Consider the following 16,175-nt stretch of genomic DNA (forward strand, 5'->3'; position numbering starts at 1 on the left):
GTTCCTTTCATCTAGCTGCTGCTTTCCGATAACTTCTTGTCTGCTTCTTTATGTCTTTGCGTCTTTGCGTGAGACAAAAAATGCAAATACCACAGCATTCACAAACATGAGCAGACTATAAATAGCCGCCGGAATAGCCATTGTGGGAGCATTCAGGAGTGTAGGGGAAGATGCGATCGCCATCGCTAGAATCCCATGTTGAATGCCTACTTCAACTGTAATTGCTCTCACGCTTTTTTCTCCTAATTTGGCTAAAGTAGCGATCGCAAAACCTAAAGCCATTGTTACCAGATTCAACGTTAGAGTCACCCAGCCCACATCAATCACATAAGACATCAAATTATTTCGTTCTCGCAGCAACACCCCAGTCACCACGACGGCCAGGAAAAATAAAGATAGCCATTTCACAGGTTGATTTACCTTTGCGGCTATTCCAGGAGCATATCGATTCACTACCATCCCAATTGCTAAAGGTAGAAGTGTCATCACCGCAATCTGCACAACTGTATTTAAAAAAGGTAACTGTAGTGTTGTCCCTGCTCCCAAAAATATCTGCATTGAAAAATTGACAACCAGAGGAATAGTCAAAATCGTAATTAAACTACTGATAGCTGTTAGCGTCACAGAAAGAGCAACATCTCCCCCAGCCAAAAATGTGATCATATTAGAAGTTGAACCACCGGGACAGGCTACTAATAGCATCACACCTACGGCTAATTCTGGGTTAAGGGAAAACACCGACGCAATACCAAAGCCCACAATCGGTAACATGATCAACTGCGCCATCAAGCCAATCACTACGGCTTTAGGATAGATAAAAACTTGCTGAAAATCTTTTAGGGTCAAGGTTAACCCCATGCCTAACATGATAATAAATAGAGCTAGGGGCAGAAAAACAATCGTCAGAAAATTTGCTTCCATGCTTAACCTGCATTAGTTAAAATAAAAACCCCTTGGATATTACCATATTCAGGGAGAAATCTGGATTATTATTGACTATTCGACTATTTTCATGAAGTCTGCTTATGTGCTAATTTCACCACAGATCCAGCAAATATAGAAAAAGTGGCGTTGCTGAAACCAAATATGAATTTAAATGTAGAGACGTTCCATGGAACGTCTCTACAGGGGTTTTAACATCATCACAAATCCTGTTCATACTTCAAATCAGCAACGCCTGTAATAATTCGGGCTTGACTGCAAAATCAAACCAAGTCATAGATGTAGTTAAACCCACAGTTTATTAGGCTGTGGGCGTTTTTATTAAACCAGTATACTTACTCTTGGGTTGACACCGTTAATACCTGCGGTGGTGTCGCATCTGGGGGATAGATCAAATCTACTTCTACTAACCTGCGATCGCCTGGTTTCAAATTCAATAAAACCAAGGGTTCTCCCTGTTGACCCCGCCGTTGCACTAAATGAGTAAACTGAGTTTTTGCATGACCTTGATCATCTGTGTAACGTACCCGCACTGACCCCCGGAAAAATACTTGCGGTGCTGTAGTCGTCAAGAAGCGTAATCCCTGTTTAACTAAATTATCTTCTTTAATTGGTGTTTGTACTGAGACACTCACGCTTTGGGATTTTTCACTATTATTATGTAGTGGCAACTGCAAACTATATTGAATGCCATAGTTGCCATGAGCGCGATAGGCGGTATCTGGATAACGTACCAGCATGGGCGCAGTCTGAATTTGATTTGTTCCTAACGTACCACCATGCAGGCTACTTAAAGGATAGGAAAAAGCTTGACCAGCTTGGGGAATGGTTAAATATCTCGCTTCGGAATTATCCACTACCAAGGATTTCCACTGTGAACCTTGAGCAACTCCGGCGACACGTCCATAAATTCGCGGCTGGTCGGTTACTTCTAGAGGTGTGGGAACTCTATCCCGTGGAGTTGACAATTCACCACTTTGCAGTAAATTTTGCCACTCTTCTAAAGTCGGGGCGCGTTCACTACCATCGGCATTCTGACGGGCAAATAAAGCCATACTAGCTGCATAAACAGTGCCACTACTCTGCAACCGCATCAGCGTAGAGCGACCATTTAAAGGTGGTGTCAGTTCTTTGACAGGAATGGGCAGATTTAGCAACATCTGATTTTGCCCTGGAGGAATGACAATTTGGGCTGGAAAACTTTCTTGTCGTCTTCCCCTTAAAACATCAGATGTGGCGCGATCGCCAGGCCCTGCAAAAATATTACCTAAAATATTCTGACTTTTAGCTGGTAACTGAATAAATGGTGCATCTGGTTGACTTAAATAACTCGCTGCTTGCAAAATATTCACCGTTACTGGTTCGGTTCCAGGATTGTGCAGCATGATTCCTATATGCAATGACCTTAAATCCTCCGGTGGATCAGCCTTAGCAACATGATGGGCAAAAACATCAAATCGCCCGCTAAACGGATAATTTAGATGGGCTTCTGACACTTTTTTGCCATCGGCTGGAAACGTAGACAGTAAAATACCTTCTTTTAATACCAATTCTGGACTATTGCTGTTAAATACAGGCACATTATCCAGTTGTCCCGGTAAAGGTCGCACTTCTTGGGTTTGTACCACTTCTTCCGGGGGTGGGGTAGCAGGTGTTGATTGGGCGAGGATTAAATTGAGTAAAAATGACAACATAATACTGAGAAAATTGCTTCTCCTTAGAGACGCAGACGACTTTATGAAAGTGCCAAATTGTTAATAATTAATAAGAAATCAGTCAAGACAACTGGCAAATTGTCGGAATTTAACACTGGAACATGGACAAAAATACAACCTGCTGCCAGTTGATTTTGGCACAAGTAATTCAAAACTGCATAGTACAACCCGTTACAAACAAATTTACCGCAGTCGTGGCTAATCTCAGTTTTTGTAGCAGCTGTGACTAATTTTTCCAAATTAACAGTTGTCGGCAAAACACTTGACTCGCAGCTAGCAACCGCTTCCAGACTTAGTTTTGTCCTGTTAGCAGCCATACCACAACAAATAATGTAATCAGGTTGCAGTTCAGATATTTTTTGAATTACTTGTGAACTAGCCAGATGCACATCCACAGGTAAACGCCGCAAAAAGTTTAAATCATCAGGGAGCGAGTCATGTTTAATCACTTCCAGTAATAAATCATCGCTAGAATTTGACTGTTGCTCGCTCAACCAAACTTCAAAAGAAGTTAATAGTATTCTTTTCGCCATAGGAAATATTATTTAGAATAGAAACACCCTCCATAATAAACTTACAAGGAGCCGGTCAATGCCAGTCATTGCAGTCGTAGATTACGATATGGGAAATTTGCACTCAGTTTGCAAAGGTTTAGAAAAAGCTGGAGCAACTCCTCACATTACTCATTCTGCTAAAGATTTAGAGATGGCAGATGCCGTAGTCTTGCCAGGAGTGGGAGCATTCGATCCCGCAGTTCAACAGCTGCGATCGCGTGGTTTAGAACAACCGATTAAAGATACGATCGCATCTGGGAAACCCTTCTTAGGCATCTGTTTGGGATTACAAATTTTATTTGAATCCAGTGCCGAAGGAACTCAACCAGGGCTAGGAATTGTACCAGGAAAAGTGCGAAGATTCCGACCAGAAGCAGGCATTACTATTCCTCATATGGGATGGAATCAACTAGAGTTCACGCAACGAAAAAATATTTTGTGGGAGCATTTGCCGGCCGATCCTTGGGTATATTTTGTGCATTCTTACTATGTTGACCCAACTGATCCCCAAGTTCGAGCTGCAACTGTTACCCACGGTTCTCAAATTATCACAGCTGCGATCGCTCGTGAAAACCTGACAGCTGTGCAGTTCCACCCGGAAAAATCTTCTAACATCGGATTGCAAATTCTCTCTAATTTTGTTGCACAAGTCCGCGAAAAAATTGCTGCATAATCCAACTTTGAATTTGAGATTTTGTCAATTGTTATTCGTCCTTTGTCATGGTTTTTCCCTGACTGTTGACCAATGACTCATGACCAATGACCAATGACTAATGACCCATGACATTAAGAATTTACGGGAATCGCCAAATTAAAACTTTACCAGGGCAAGCTACTAGACCCACCAGTGCGCGAGTCAGGGAAGCAGTGTTTAATATTTGGCAGGGAACAATTGTGGATTGTTGCTGGCTAGATTTATGTACCGGCACTGGTTCAATGGGTGCAGAGGCTTTGTGTAGAGGAGCCAGCTTAGTAGTAGGGATAGAAAAATCAAGCCAAGCTAGTGCCATAATTCAACAAAATTGGCAACAGGTGGCGCATGGCGAGCAAAAATGGCAACTCTTGCGAGGAGATGTCATTCAGCAATTAAAGAACTTATCAGGAAAGCAGTTTGACAGAATTTACTTTGATCCACCTTATGCTAGTGGATTATATCAGCCAGTGTTAGAGGCGATCGCACATCATAATTTGTTAGCTGTGCATGGTGAAATCGCCGTAGAACATAATCCCCAAGGTTGGACACCTCCAGTCATACCCACTTGGGAGATTTGCCGCGAAAAGGTTTACGGTAATACTGCGCTGACGTTCTACAGAATTATGGATGAGGGAGTGACAGAAGAGGGATAATAATGAAAAACAATTATATTGTTTATGACTATGAGTCAGTATATAAGGCAAGTAATTTTATACAAGGATGAAGATGGTTATTGGATTGTAGAGTGTCCCTTTCAGAAGCAATATCCTCATCTCGCTCAGTTTCAAGAGCAGCAGATAGAAACAATTCAAGCTTCGTAATATCTGATTGCTAAAAAATCTCCCAGTGTCGTTGCAGTCTACTTATATAAGTACTTCTTCCGGTTTTTATGACTAATTTGCCAGAAATTGAAGCAGCTATCCAAAAATTACCAGAAAATGACATTCGCCAACTTGCGGCATGGCTTCTAAATTATCTGGATGAGGTGTGGGATCAACAAATTGAAACTGATCTCGCATCAGGAAAACTGAATCATCTAATCGCCAAAGCAGAAGCAGACGTTGCAGCCAATAAAGTGAGAGATTTAGATGAAGTCCTTCGCAACTGCTGATTTTTGGCAAGCTTATCTAAAGTTATCTCCAGAAATAAAGGAAAAAACTCAAAAAGCCTATCAACTTTGGCAAGAAAATTCCTTGCATCCCTCTCTACATTTTAAAAAAGTAGGCAACAATCTCTGGTCTGCGCGTGTTACTGGTGGTTATCGAGCGTTGTCCTTAAAAAAAGGTAACGATTATTACTGGTTCTGGATTGGTTCACATGACGAATATGAAGCGATGCTGAATTGATTTAGTACATTTTCAACATCTCGCTCTACAGGTATGAAAATTAAAGCAATCATTCATCCAGCCGAAGAAGGTGATTATGAAATTTGGTACGCTGGTTTTTCGGGAAGATTACCAACACAACGTCAATACGATGACGGATTTGTGAGTTTGGAGCATTGCGATCGCTAGTGGTTTGCAGATTTGTGTCAGCCCCACCACCCGGAAGCGTTAAGCGATCAGTTGTTCGTATTTGACGTTTAAACGAAAACTGTCTTGTAGAGACGCGATTAATCGCATCTCTACTCAGAAATCTTAACCCCCCAATTCGTTGGGGCGCTTGTATTGCTGATAGGCGGCGAAGAATAGCCCAGAAAGGGTAACAAAAATCAGACCAAGGACAATACCTGAAAGCAGGGGTTCAACCACTTTAAATCTCCTGTTGGCAAATGTTGAATATTCGTTTCTGGTTTTAATTCTACCAAATAAGGGATGAATCCCTAGTCATACAATGTTTTTAGAGGAAAAATGATTATAAAAAAATTATCATTTGTGCTTGCAGACACCATCAAGAACTTTTAAGCTATGTGTAGGAACATGAAAAACTTTTAGTACACTCCACTTCTACGGCAAACCTTTTGGATAACCAAATTACCAAACCAGAAACTCGGATACAGTGGATCGCCTTATTGGCTCTGGTGATACTGCTAGCAGCCCCTTTGGGCATTTTTGGTGTTCAAATGGTTAGAGCTGCTGATCCTTATGTGAAGAATGTCTTTTCCCTCAAAGGAGACTCAGTTCAAGGACACGCGATCTTTCAAATTAACTGCGCTGGTTGTCATGGACTGGAAGCCGATGGGCTAGTTGGCCCTAGCTTACAAGGCGTATCCAAGCGCAAGTCACAATATAAGCTGATTCACCAAGTGATTAGTGGCGAAACACCGCCCATGCCAAAATTTCAACCAAGCGTTCAAGAAATGGCAGACCTATTGAGCTATTTGGAAATGTTGTAGTTTAAATTTGGATAACTTTTATACCTAAGTATTGGTGTTTGAATTTAAAGATGTATCATATTTATTGTCTACATAGATAGTCAGAAACATTACTATGTCAAGTTTTATAGCTAAATTACTGGTGCTAACACTCATAGCAATTTGGAATTTGTGATCAAAAGTCTTGATTACAAGGCTGTTATAGGAATCTCGAACAATACTACCTTTGGCAATTTGCGATCAGAGATTAACTCTCAACCCATCTCAATATGTAAGAATGAGTGGCGTGATTCTGGAATTACTTACAATCATCATGAAGGAATGGTATTTGTGAACCAACGCCCTAACCCCGCAATTAGAAGATTGTTGTACATTTTTGGTGTTTCTATTGGTCTTGCTTTATTACTGACAGCTTTAATTTATCTCCTGCTGGGAATTGGTGTACTCAAGGGAATTCCCACATACGTGATCTGGGCAATCATTCTGTTTTCCATTGGTGCAGGTATATTAAGTGGTGTTGGTAGCAGACGCTAATCACCTGACCGCATTTTACGAAATATCTGCGAAAAATACATGGGTGATTGTGGGCGGGGGCGTAATACCTGAAGGATTTGATATAAAATCTAAAACTTAAAATCAAAAATCACAATGACAAAGCTGACTCCTAATTCTAGTTTTAGTGTGACCCTGCGGTTGCAAATTCCCAACCGTGTGGGGATGTTAGCATCAATTACCCAGGCGATCGCCACCTGTGGCGGAAATCTCGGACAAATTGATTTAATTGAGCAAACCCGTCATCAGTCTACCCGTGATATTACTGTAGATGCAGCTAGCACCGAACACGCTGAGACTATTGTGCAAGCAGTGAAAGCATTGCCAGATATTAAGTTACTCAGTGTTTACGATCGCACCTTTAATTTGCATCGTGGTGGCAAAATTAGCATTGTCAGCCGCATTCCCCTGAAGAGTGTTTCTGATTTAGCAATGGCCTATACCCCAGGCGTTGGTCGAATTTGTACGGCGATCGCTCAAGACCCAGAGGAAGTTTACAACCTGACCATCAAAAAAAATACTGTCGCCATTGTTACCGATGGTAGCGCCGTTTTAGGTTTGGGAAATCTCGGCGCGTCGGCGGCTTTACCAGTCATGGAAGGTAAAGCGATGCTATTCAAAGAATTTGCCGGGCTGGATGCTTTTCCCATCTGTCTTGACACCCAAGATACAGATGAAATTGTGCGGACAGTTAAAAATCTCGCTCCGGTTTTTGGTGGTGTCAACTTAGAAGATATTGCTGCGCCTCGTTGCTTTGAAATCGAAAAGAGATTACGAGCTGAACTAAATATTCCAGTTTTTCATGATGACCAACACGGTACAGCCATTGTTACCTTAGCAGCGTTGTTTAACGCCTTAAAACTTGTCAATAAGTCAATGGCAGAAATCCGCATTGTGATTAACGGTGCTGGTGCGGCTGGAGTGGCGATCGCTCGGTTACTTCGCAAAGCTGGAGCCGAAAAAATCTGGATGTGCGACTCCAAAGGAATTATCTCTACCAGTCGGACTGATTTGACCCCAGAAAAGCAGGAATTTGCCGTTAAAGCCCAGGGGACTCTAGGGGGTGCAATGCAAGGTGCAGACGTGTTTATTGGCGTGAGCGCACCAGGAGTTTTGACAGTGGAAATGGTGCAAGCAATGGCCAAAGACCCGATTGTTTTTGCTATGGCTAATCCCATTCCCGAAATTCAGCCCGAATTAGTCAGTAAAATTGTCGCTGTCATGGCCACAGGTCGGAGTGACTACCCAAATCAAATAAATAACGTGTTGGCTTTTCCCGGAGTATTTCGTGGGGCTTTAGATTGTCGCGCCCAGACAATTACCACCACCATGTATTTAGAAGCAGCCAGTGCGATCGCATCCTTAGTGAAACCTTCAGACTTAAACCGGGAACACATCATTCCATCAGTCTTTGATCAACGTGTTGCGCCTGCTGTTGCTGCTGCTGTCCAACAAGCCGCCCGTCAAGAAGGAATCGCCAAAAGTTAATTAATTCCAAAGGAGTGGGAAAATAAGGTAGAGGAGCAGTGAAAAGAGGAAAGGTCGTTAACTCTCAAGAAACACAAGCAAGAATGTTATTTTTTTCAATCTCCCCCCTGCTCCCTGCTCCCTGCTCCCTTGCTTCTTTCCCCCACTCCCCACTCCCTACTGCAAAGAAATAAAACCAGCTCGTTCGACAGCTTTTTGTCCTGAAGGAGATAGGGCGAATTCAACAAATTGCTTAACAGCTGGGCTAGTTTTGCGCGGTACTGCTAAATAAACAACTCGACTAATCGGGTAAGTACCATTTTTCACTAAAGCTTTATCTGTCGGCGATATTTCATTAATGGGAACGACGCGGACAGTTTTCTGATTTTCAATTTGGGTAACTGTACTGTAGCTAATACCATCATTACCTAAAGCTCGTAAGATGGGCGTAGTTTCATCTTGCTCCACCGTGGTAAAGTTACCGCCATCTGGTGCGAAAGGTTTACCAGAAAGTATCGCCTCTTGAAAAAATGAATGACTCCCACTCTCACGAGAACGGTTAATCACTTTTATAGGCAGATTCGGTCCACCCACCTCTGACCAGTTGGTGATTTGTCCGAGGAAAATTAAACGCAACTGTTCTATAGTTAATCCCCCTTTGTATGGGTTATTGATACCTACCGCCACAGCTAAACCATCTCGCGCGATGGGTACTCCCACAATTCCCTCTGACAATTCGCTACCATTCAGGGGACGTGAACTAGCGGCCATCAAGACTTTGCCATCAATCAGGTTTTTTAGTCCGGCATTAGTGCCATTAGGTTTACCGTCAGGCATCCCGAAAGTTGTCGGTAAGTTAGGATTGAGAAAGTTATAGCCAACTTGAAACTGCTTGACTAGAGTAACTATAGTTACACTACCATCAATCGTTAAAACTGTCGGATTTGGCAAACTTGTATCTAAACTTCCTAAGTCAAAACTTTGACCTGGGTTAGATTCAGAGCCAGAAGATTGATCATTATTTAAAGGTTGCGATGCATTCTGATTCGGAGATATAGGACTTTGTATTAGTCCAGGCAATAGTTTGAAGTACCACAAACCCGATCCTAAAACTCCACCAGTGAGCAATAGAGTTAGCACCAGTATGAGTATTTCTCGATTTTTGCTGTTTGTAGCCATATTGTAATATTTACCCTAATTCACCAGGTTTACAGAGGTTTTCAGCTACTACCCAAACGTTATTTTTAAATGAAATTGCCCTCGGATAAATTTCCCATTCACATGGACTCGACAACCCAAAAATCACATCCTTACCCTTGCTTTACCCCGTGGGTAAATGGTAAATCGTTCTCTCTCATTATTAAGAAGGGATATTCGCAGGACAGGGTGAGCATTTTTGGTAGTTTTTGGGTAATCTGATCACTTGGATGGTGATATTTTTACAAAGGCAGGATGCGTCACAAGAATATTATACTGATGAAAATTCTTTTCTAACTGGTGTTTTTAGCCTGAAACAGAAGTTTCTTCTGGAGACAAAGAGTATAAATATTTTTATTTGCTGGCTAAAAAAATTACAAAATATAGGACTACTATTTGATTTTTGTTGGCGTAGCCTGCGCTTTGCGCTTACAGATACGTAGGGTGTGTTAGCGGTAGCGTAACGCACCAAAGCCTTAATAATGGTGCGTTACGGACTTCATCCTAACGCACCCTACAATACTTAATTTTTTCATAAATCAAACAGGATTCCTATATATCTCCAACAAAGAATGTAGAGAAAATACCCTTCTCTTACGGTTTTGAAAAAAGTATATTTAATTTTTGGCGATGTCTCAAGTAGAGACGCGATTTTTCTCACGTCTCTGTTTTGTTAGCAGTGCTATTGTGCGTTCAAAAATTCTAAATACCCATTGCTGAGTTCTTTCACCGCCAAATCATAAAATTGCTGACCATGTTCTGGTGTTGCTAAAGCCGGATTTGAACCCATACGTCCATCTGGGTAACGTCCTCGAAAGTCATTTGCACTATAAATTTTGTGTCCGCTGGCAACTTCTGGCGAGAGGGGCGCTTGTTTTATGGACTCTGGATAAATATACTGGGTGAGGGCTACTTCACTGGGAGTCGCATGAGAACCTTCTTGGTCGCCATATAATTCTTTAGCGAGTTTGTATACAGAACTGCACATAAACCAGTTAGCCACTTGACATTGTACCTGTTGGGCGTTGGCAATCTGCAAATCTTCCAAATGAGCGTAAGTTTCGGAAAAAGCAGCTTTGAGGGTGGCAATATTACCGCCGTGTCCATTGATAAAGTAGAATTTGGAAAACCCAGCTTTAGTTAAACAAGTTATATAATCTCGTACTACCTGAATCAGAGTACTGGGACGCAGACTTATTGTGCCAGGAAAAGCGGTATGGTGTAATGCCATGCCCACATTGATTGTAGGGCCAATGAGCGCCTGAGTTGCTTCACCTACACCGCGTGCGATCGCCTCTGCACAAATCGCATCAGTCCCAATTAAACCTGTGGGGCCATGTTGTTCAGTAGAACCAATGGGGAGAATAATACCCCGTGATTGTTGTAAATAGGCTTCAACTTCTGGCCAAGTGCTTAAATGTAGTTGCATTTTGGGGGAAAATCTAGTTTAGGAATATCCAATTTCTAGCATTTTAAAAAATTCCTCGACTACCTCATCTGGATTTTCATAACACCTACAGGAATCAAATCTTTCCACGACCTTGATACCGTGTCTTCTAAAAATGCGTTCCCTCTCTTGTTCTTCTACTCTGCGTTCTGGGGTATGATACGGCCCATCAACTTCCAAAATTCCCCATTTACCGTGGTAACAAATTAAGAAATCAGCTTCTTTATTTGCTCTACCATTGGGTGTATTGAGTCGAGCTAAACAGTTTGGTAAAAATAAAACTTCAGCCCTGTCTAGTGCTTCAGCAATTTTGATTTCTGTTTTTGAGCGAAATGTTAGCCTTTCCCAAATATGCGTTTTTTGATTTGAATAAAACTGAACTCCTTGATTATTGGCAGTATTAGCGCTTTTGGAATTTTTGCGTAAAGTTAAGTCTGTATTTTCTATAATCTTTTTGTATAAACTAGCAAATTCTCCAGGTAAAAATTCACCTGCTAGCGGTCGTCGGCTTTTTGGTTTAATTATGTCTTCTTCTTCTTCATATTCACCAGATAAATAAACATATTCACAAACTACTTTATCTAGTTTTGTTTCACTGTTAACACTCCAATCTTTTATACAAGCACCTGTCAGAGTTGCGTGGTCAAAATTTGTAGCTATTACTTTCGATTCATATAAAATAGTCCTACCCAGGTCAGCACTACTTAAATTAGCTCTACTTAGGTCAGCACTACTCAAGTCAGCACTATTCAGGTTCGCCCTAATGAGGTTCGCCCTAATGAGGTCAGCACTACTCAGGTTCGCCCCATTCAAGTTAGCACTACTCAAGTTCGCCCCATTCAAGTTAGCACTACTGAGGTCAGAACTACTGAGGTCGGAACTACTCAAGTTCGCCCACATCAGATCAGCCTTACTCAGGTTCGCCCTACTCAGGTTCGCCCCATTCAGGTTCGCCCCATTCAAGTTCGCCCCACTCAGGTCAGCAATACTCAGGTCAGCACTACTCAGGTTCGCCACAATCAGTTTAGCCTCAATCAGGTAAGCCCTATTCAGGTTAGCCCTATTCAGGTTAGCCCCACTCAGGTTAGCCCACATCAGGTTAGCCCCACTCAGGTTAGCCCCACTCAGGTCAAACTCAAACAAGTCAGCTTCACTCAGGTTCGCATTACTGAGATCAGCTTTTACATTTGTATTTTTCCGCTTCCACTCATTCCAAACTTCTACACCCTGTTTCAGTATTGCTAAATGCTGCTCATTTGCCATTATCGATTTTTTATACTTAAATTTTTCAATATTCGGATTTTAACCTAATACCGGAAAACAAGCTCTTTAAAGTTAGCACTGTCAATAATTCAAGGTGGGTTACGCTGTCGCTAACCCACCCTACGAGATGTTTGCGTTCTGGAGAATCAAAGCCACCAAAAGACTAGGAAATTAATTCTTGATGCTTGACACTTGACTAATCAAAGCAATAATGTTTTTTTACGTCGCTTGTAATTTCCCATGTACAGGACATCCCAGCAGGAAAAGTCACTAAATCACCTTTACCCATCTGCACTGGTTGTCCACCATCAGGCGTAACAACGACATCACCTAACAAAAAATAACAAGTCTCTTGAGTATCATAAGTCCAGGGAAATTTGGATATTTCTTTCTGCCAAATTGCCCATTTTAAAACACCTAACTCTTTAAGATGTTCTTCACTCGGTTGATGCTCAATTTTAATTTCCATGCTATGTTTTCTCGGTTGGGATTTAGCAGTAGGTCTGGATGTCTTCTCCACACTTATCTACTAAATAACACAATGCCCGAAAGCGCAAGCCGACAAATTCATCATACAGGGGATTAAGCTTACACATTGGGGGAATGTGGGCTATTTTGCGACCAAACAGCATCACATCGCGCTCGAAAGGACACTGTGAAGGAATCAATTTAGCAATAAAGTGAGCAAAATCACGATTGTGAATTTGCAGGTTGTCTAGTCTTTTACGCAATGGTTGCAGTAAATCGAATTTAGGGCGAGTAAATTTATTTTGGCTACCTGCTTGATGCGTGGCTTCTACTTCTGCGGAGTTGATAAAAGCAGGTAGGATAATATGTTGATTATTTGTTTTAAGCATAGTTCTGAGCAAGGTCTTCCTTGTATTGATAAACTATTTGCCAATTTCGAGCTTTACCATGCAATCTATGTCGGTAATTTTTCTTGTGCTGATGAATATAACGAGCAAAAGCACAAAGTGAGTAATTTGCATAGAACTTGCTGGTAAATAGTTCACTTAATTTACATTTAAGCTCACTAGATAACGAATAACTGTCCCGTTAAATACAAAATAACAAAGAAAATATAAAAATGGCCTTCCATTAACTTATACTTATTAATTGCTGATTTTCAAAGTAGTGATCCCCTATATTTGATTTCAATTCATAGTTAAGAAATTGCCTAGTAGTTTGATTTGTAATTTTGCCAGCTAAAGCAGGGTGTAACATTGACTCCAGCTAGGCTTTATTTCTAGTTATTGCTTAACTCTGAATGATATTAGAGCCTTGGTATCAAAAAAAATGTTGCTTTTGCTACAAAAGTCCTAATGGATATTATTTAATCAACTGCACAATATCCTTTGATAAGTACAAACTAATCTCATCCTGCTAGTTTCCGCAATTCTTACCATAATCTCAGCTAAAGCGCAAGTAGTATTAAGCACATAAAAATTACCTGGACGGATGATCTCGAAGTAGTGACAAGATTTGTCGCAAAAAACCTATGAAGTTAAATTACAAAATTTGCCAAAATATTGAGAAATTGACTGCAAGCCAAACATAGCTTTAACGTAGAACCTATAGGAGAGATTTGAAGCAAATATAAAATATGATGAACAAGAGTAATACTCAAAAATACCAGTTTGTTTGTACCCTGACCTTTGGTGACATCTACGGTCAGATCATTATTTGGTTAATCACAATCACTATTAGTTTGGCATCTGCTTTGGCGTTAATGGGTGCTAAACGGCCTGTATATGCTTTAGTAACGGTGGGTCTTGTAGTTCTGTTATCGCTGCCATTTTTGCTGTTTGCATTCGTGACTACGTTATTCAATCATATTGAGGTCACAGCGATATCTCCAGGAATGAAGACTGAACCCATACCCGGTAATATTTCCCAGCAACAACCAGTACAAGCAACTAGCTGAGGAACTCCAATTAAAATCACTACGGTGCGTTAGGTGGAATACCATAACGCATCCTATCGCTGTCTGACTCTAAAATGTGATCGCCTGCAACTCTAGGGATTTTTCTTGAGAGTTGCAGATAACTCACCGTCTGATAAATCTGGTCTCTACAATAGAACAGCAGCTTTATGCAGTCGGGGGTTAGTGATGTTGGAACATGATGTGCTTATTGTCGGAGGGGGATTGGCGGGATGTCGCGCTGCTGTGGAAATTGCGCGCACTGATCCTAGTTTAAATGTGGCTGTGGTGGCTAAAACTCATCCCATCCGTTCCCACTCGGTAGCCGCTCAAGGTGGGATGGCGGCTTCTTTGAAAAATGTTGATTCTGAAGATAGTTGGGAAGCACACGCTTTTGATACTGTCAAGGGTTCTGACTATTTAGCAGACCAAGACGCAGTGGCAATTCTCGCCCAGGAAGCCCCAGATGTGGTAATTGATCTGGAACACATGGGTGTTTTATTCTCGCGTTTACCTGATGGTCGCATTGCCCAACGCGCTTTTGGTGGACATTCTCACGATCGCACTTGCTACGCTGCGGATAAAACTGGTCACGCGATTCTACATGAGTTGGTTAACAACCTGCGGCGTTATGGTGTGCATATCTATGAAGAATGGTATGTAATGCGCTTGATTTTAGAATCAGGTGAGGCCAAGGGTGTGGTGATGTTTCACCTGTTAGATGGGCATATAGAGGTGCTGCGGGCGAAGGCGGTCATGTTTGCTACAGGTGGCTATGGTCGCGTTTATAATACGACTTCTAATGATTACGCTTCTACGGGCGACGGTTTGGCGATGACGGCGATCGCAGGTTTACCCCTAGAAGATATGGAATTTGTGCAGTTTCATCCCACTGGTTTGTATCCGGTAGGTGTGCTGATTTCGGAAGCTGTCAGGGGCGAAGGCGCGTATTTAATTAATAGTGATGGCGATCGCTTCATGAAAAACTATGCACCCAGTCGCATGGAATTAGCTCCTCGTGATATTACCTCACGGGCGATATCTTACGAAATTCGCGCCGGGCGTGGAGTTCATCCCGACGGAAGTGCAGGCGGCCCCTTTGTCTATCTTGACTTGCGACACATGGGCAAAGAAAAAATTATGAGTCGTGTTCCCTTCTGTTGGGAAGAAGCCCACCGCTTAGTCGGTGTTGACGCGGTAACTCAGCCGATGCCAATTCGCCCCACAAATCACTATTGTATGGGTGGTATCCCAGTGAACACCGATGGACGAGTTCGCAGCAGTGGAGATAACTTAGTTGAAGGCTTTTTTGCTGCTGGTGAAACAGCTTGTGTATCTGTACATGGTGCTAATCGTCTTGGTAGTAATTCGCTGCTGGAATGTATAGTTTATGGTAGGCGTACCGGAGCGGCGATCGCTCAATATGTGCAGAATCGGAAGTTACCTGCTGTGAACGAAGAACACTACATCCAAGAAGCCCAGCAACAAATCCAAGCCTTAATAGAACAGCCAGGGAAATATCGGATTAATCAAGTGCGTCAAGCCTTCCAAGATTGTATGACTGAATGCTGTGCTGTTTTCCGAACTGAAGACGTAATGCGTGAAGGTTGGCAAAAAATAACAGAATTGCAACAGCAATATCCGCAAATTTATTTAGATGATAAAGGTAGCTGCTGGAATACAGAACTTGTAGAAGCCTTAGAATTACGAAGTTTGATGGTGGTAGGACAAACAATTCTCGCCTCAGCCCTGAATCGCCAAGAAAGTCGCGGCGCACACTTCCGCGAAGATTATCCCCAGCGAGACGATACTAATTTTTTGCAACACACAATGGCTTATTATTCACCAGCAGGTATTGATATTCAATATCGCCCAGTGGTAATTAATATGTTTGAACCAAAAGAGCGAAAGTATTAGGAATTTTCTCAAATTAAATTATTCATTTTGTAGTTTTCCTCTATATCGGATGGGTATTTTAATGTACATAAAAACAAGAATACCCATCACTCAATAAAATTTTGGATATTGATTTTTCATCTAAAACTACCCCAGTTAAAGTAAAAAAATACAATAATAAATAATTATTCTCACATCTTCAATATCTATAAA

At 41.7% G+C, this 16,175-nt stretch carries 20 protein-coding genes; 11 read left to right on the forward strand and 9 right to left on the reverse strand.

Features of this window, described 5'->3' with window-relative positions:
• Positions 1-48 precede the first annotated feature (48 nt).
• The 3 genes from AACX33_RS17045 to AACX33_RS17055 all read right to left on the reverse strand — a co-directional run bounded on the left by AACX33_RS17045 (position 49) and on the right by AACX33_RS17055 (position 3,190).
• Entirely contained in the window at positions 49-921 is an 873-nt protein-coding gene (locus AACX33_RS17045; RefSeq protein WP_194002499.1) for a bile acid:sodium symporter family protein, read from the reverse strand.
• 356 nt (positions 922-1,277) lie between these two features.
• Positions 1,278-2,636 carry a DUF3370 domain-containing protein gene (locus tag AACX33_RS17050; protein WP_194002497.1) on the reverse strand — a complete coding sequence of 453 codons (1,359 nt, stop codon included), beginning with the start codon at positions 2,634-2,636 and terminating at the stop codon, positions 1,278-1,280.
• 41 nt (positions 2,637-2,677) lie between these two features.
• Positions 2,678-3,190 carry a pyroglutamyl-peptidase I family protein gene (locus AACX33_RS17055; protein WP_194002495.1) on the reverse strand — a complete coding sequence of 171 codons (513 nt, stop codon included), beginning with the start codon at positions 3,188-3,190 and terminating at the stop codon, positions 2,678-2,680.
• Positions 3,191-3,248: 58 nt separating this feature from the next.
• On the opposite strand from AACX33_RS17055, the gene hisH reads away from it, so the two are divergent.
• The 6 genes from hisH to AACX33_RS17085 all read left to right on the forward strand — a co-directional run bounded on the left by hisH (position 3,249) and on the right by AACX33_RS17085 (position 5,419).
• Positions 3,249-3,884, forward strand: coding sequence for an imidazole glycerol phosphate synthase subunit HisH (gene hisH / locus AACX33_RS17060; protein ID WP_194002492.1), 636 nt, complete (start codon positions 3,249-3,251; stop codon positions 3,882-3,884).
• A 107-nt stretch (positions 3,885-3,991) separates the two neighbouring features.
• Positions 3,992-4,558: a 16S rRNA (guanine(966)-N(2))-methyltransferase RsmD gene (gene rsmD, locus AACX33_RS17065; RefSeq protein ID WP_194002490.1), complete on the forward strand. Its 567-nt coding sequence runs from the start codon at positions 3,992-3,994 to the stop codon at positions 4,556-4,558.
• 30 nt (positions 4,559-4,588) lie between these two features.
• Positions 4,589-4,726, forward strand: coding sequence for a hypothetical protein (locus AACX33_RS17070; RefSeq protein ID WP_194002658.1), 138 nt, complete (start codon positions 4,589-4,591; stop codon positions 4,724-4,726).
• Between the two features lie 68 nt (positions 4,727-4,794).
• Positions 4,795-5,016 (forward strand): hypothetical protein, encoded by a 222-nt coding sequence (locus tag AACX33_RS17075; RefSeq protein ID WP_194002488.1) that lies wholly within the window; start codon positions 4,795-4,797, stop codon positions 5,014-5,016.
• Positions 4,994-5,251, forward strand: a complete 258-nt coding sequence (locus AACX33_RS17080) for a ParE family toxin-like protein (protein ID WP_194002486.1) — start codon at positions 4,994-4,996, stop codon at positions 5,249-5,251. The genes AACX33_RS17075 and AACX33_RS17080 overlap by 23 nt, the downstream gene beginning before the upstream one ends.
• A gap of 33 nt (positions 5,252-5,284) precedes the next feature.
• A complete protein-coding gene (locus AACX33_RS17085) occupies positions 5,285-5,419 on the forward strand; it encodes a hypothetical protein (RefSeq protein WP_265338615.1) in 135 nt (44 codons plus the stop codon).
• A 123-nt stretch (positions 5,420-5,542) separates the two neighbouring features.
• On the opposite strand, the gene petG is transcribed toward AACX33_RS17085, so the two are convergent.
• The gene (gene petG, locus AACX33_RS17090; RefSeq protein ID WP_194002484.1) at positions 5,543-5,656 is read right to left on the reverse strand and encodes a cytochrome b6-f complex subunit V; all 114 of its coding nucleotides are present in this window, start codon (positions 5,654-5,656) and stop codon (positions 5,543-5,545) included.
• Between the two features lie 209 nt (positions 5,657-5,865).
• Here petG and AACX33_RS17095 point away from each other — a divergent pair, with 209 nt between their 5' ends.
• From AACX33_RS17095 to AACX33_RS17105, 3 genes are all read left to right on the forward strand, one after another.
• Positions 5,866-6,240: a c-type cytochrome gene (locus AACX33_RS17095; protein ID WP_194002483.1), complete on the forward strand. Its 375-nt coding sequence runs from the start codon at positions 5,866-5,868 to the stop codon at positions 6,238-6,240.
• Positions 6,241-6,390: 150 nt separating this feature from the next.
• Positions 6,391-6,753, forward strand: coding sequence for a hypothetical protein (locus AACX33_RS17100; RefSeq protein WP_227788695.1), 363 nt, complete (start codon positions 6,391-6,393; stop codon positions 6,751-6,753).
• 114 nt (positions 6,754-6,867) lie between these two features.
• Positions 6,868-8,259: a malic enzyme-like NAD(P)-binding protein gene (locus tag AACX33_RS17105; RefSeq protein ID WP_194002481.1), complete on the forward strand. Its 1,392-nt coding sequence runs from the start codon at positions 6,868-6,870 to the stop codon at positions 8,257-8,259.
• Between the two features lie 156 nt (positions 8,260-8,415).
• Here AACX33_RS17105 and AACX33_RS17110 read toward each other — a convergent pair whose 3' ends face one another.
• From AACX33_RS17110 to AACX33_RS17130, 5 genes are all read right to left on the reverse strand, one after another.
• Complete coding sequence (locus AACX33_RS17110) at positions 8,416-9,417, reverse strand: phosphate ABC transporter substrate-binding protein (RefSeq protein ID WP_194002479.1); 1,002 nt, start codon at positions 9,415-9,417, stop codon at positions 8,416-8,418.
• A 700-nt stretch (positions 9,418-10,117) separates the two neighbouring features.
• Positions 10,118-10,864: a creatininase family protein gene (locus AACX33_RS17115; RefSeq protein ID WP_194002477.1), complete on the reverse strand. Its 747-nt coding sequence runs from the start codon at positions 10,862-10,864 to the stop codon at positions 10,118-10,120.
• A gap of 18 nt (positions 10,865-10,882) precedes the next feature.
• Positions 10,883-12,145 (reverse strand): pentapeptide repeat-containing protein, encoded by a 1,263-nt coding sequence (locus tag AACX33_RS17120; protein WP_194002475.1) that lies wholly within the window; start codon positions 12,143-12,145, stop codon positions 10,883-10,885.
• A 196-nt stretch (positions 12,146-12,341) separates the two neighbouring features.
• Positions 12,342-12,614: a cupin domain-containing protein gene (locus AACX33_RS17125; RefSeq protein WP_194002473.1), complete on the reverse strand. Its 273-nt coding sequence runs from the start codon at positions 12,612-12,614 to the stop codon at positions 12,342-12,344.
• A 22-nt stretch (positions 12,615-12,636) separates the two neighbouring features.
• A complete protein-coding gene (locus AACX33_RS17130) occupies positions 12,637-13,002 on the reverse strand; it encodes a Mo-dependent nitrogenase C-terminal domain-containing protein (RefSeq protein ID WP_194002471.1) in 366 nt (121 codons plus the stop codon).
• A gap of 749 nt (positions 13,003-13,751) precedes the next feature.
• Between AACX33_RS17130 and AACX33_RS17135 the strand changes: the two genes are divergently transcribed.
• Positions 13,752-14,069, forward strand: coding sequence for a hypothetical protein (locus tag AACX33_RS17135; protein WP_194002642.1), 318 nt, complete (start codon positions 13,752-13,754; stop codon positions 14,067-14,069).
• 186 nt (positions 14,070-14,255) lie between these two features.
• Positions 14,256-15,983 (forward strand): succinate dehydrogenase/fumarate reductase flavoprotein subunit, encoded by a 1,728-nt coding sequence (locus tag AACX33_RS17140; protein WP_194002640.1) that lies wholly within the window; start codon positions 14,256-14,258, stop codon positions 15,981-15,983.
• Positions 15,984-16,175 lie beyond the last annotated feature (192 nt).

This window comes from Nodularia sp. LEGE 04288 (genome assembly GCF_963896525.1).
Classification (GTDB): Bacteria; Cyanobacteriota; Cyanobacteriia; order Cyanobacteriales; family Nostocaceae; genus Nodularia.

What these genes read in the sequence shown, in the direction of transcription:
- AACX33_RS17045 (WP_194002499.1), bottom strand. Translation starts at nt 921, where the DNA reads ATGGAAGCAAATTTTCTGACGATTGTTTTTCTGCCCCTAGCTCTATTT.
- AACX33_RS17050 (WP_194002497.1), bottom strand. Translation starts at nt 2,636, where the DNA reads ATGTTGTCATTTTTACTCAATTTAATCCTCGCCCAATCAACACCTGCT.
- AACX33_RS17055 (WP_194002495.1), bottom strand. Translation starts at nt 3,190, where the DNA reads ATGGCGAAAAGAATACTATTAACTTCTTTTGAAGTTTGGTTGAGCGAG.
- hisH (WP_194002492.1), top strand. Translation starts at nt 3,249, where the DNA reads ATGCCAGTCATTGCAGTCGTAGATTACGATATGGGAAATTTGCACTCA.
- rsmD (WP_194002490.1), top strand. Translation starts at nt 3,992, where the DNA reads ATGACATTAAGAATTTACGGGAATCGCCAAATTAAAACTTTACCAGGG.
- AACX33_RS17070 (WP_194002658.1), top strand. Translation starts at nt 4,589, where the DNA reads ATGAGTCAGTATATAAGGCAAGTAATTTTATACAAGGATGAAGATGGT.
- AACX33_RS17075 (WP_194002488.1), top strand. Translation starts at nt 4,795, where the DNA reads ATGACTAATTTGCCAGAAATTGAAGCAGCTATCCAAAAATTACCAGAA.
- AACX33_RS17080 (WP_194002486.1), top strand. Translation starts at nt 4,994, where the DNA reads ATGAAGTCCTTCGCAACTGCTGATTTTTGGCAAGCTTATCTAAAGTTA.
- AACX33_RS17085 (WP_265338615.1), top strand. Translation starts at nt 5,285, where the DNA reads ATGAAAATTAAAGCAATCATTCATCCAGCCGAAGAAGGTGATTATGAA.
- AACX33_RS17105 (WP_194002481.1), top strand. Translation starts at nt 6,868, where the DNA reads ATGACAAAGCTGACTCCTAATTCTAGTTTTAGTGTGACCCTGCGGTTG.
- AACX33_RS17110 (WP_194002479.1), bottom strand. Translation starts at nt 9,417, where the DNA reads ATGGCTACAAACAGCAAAAATCGAGAAATACTCATACTGGTGCTAACT.
- AACX33_RS17115 (WP_194002477.1), bottom strand. Translation starts at nt 10,864, where the DNA reads ATGCAACTACATTTAAGCACTTGGCCAGAAGTTGAAGCCTATTTACAA.
- AACX33_RS17120 (WP_194002475.1), bottom strand. Translation starts at nt 12,145, where the DNA reads ATGGCAAATGAGCAGCATTTAGCAATACTGAAACAGGGTGTAGAAGTT.
- AACX33_RS17125 (WP_194002473.1), bottom strand. Translation starts at nt 12,614, where the DNA reads ATGGAAATTAAAATTGAGCATCAACCGAGTGAAGAACATCTTAAAGAG.
- AACX33_RS17130 (WP_194002471.1), bottom strand. Translation starts at nt 13,002, where the DNA reads ATGCTTAAAACAAATAATCAACATATTATCCTACCTGCTTTTATCAAC.
- AACX33_RS17135 (WP_194002642.1), top strand. Translation starts at nt 13,752, where the DNA reads ATGAACAAGAGTAATACTCAAAAATACCAGTTTGTTTGTACCCTGACC.
- AACX33_RS17140 (WP_194002640.1), top strand. Translation starts at nt 14,256, where the DNA reads ATGTTGGAACATGATGTGCTTATTGTCGGAGGGGGATTGGCGGGATGT.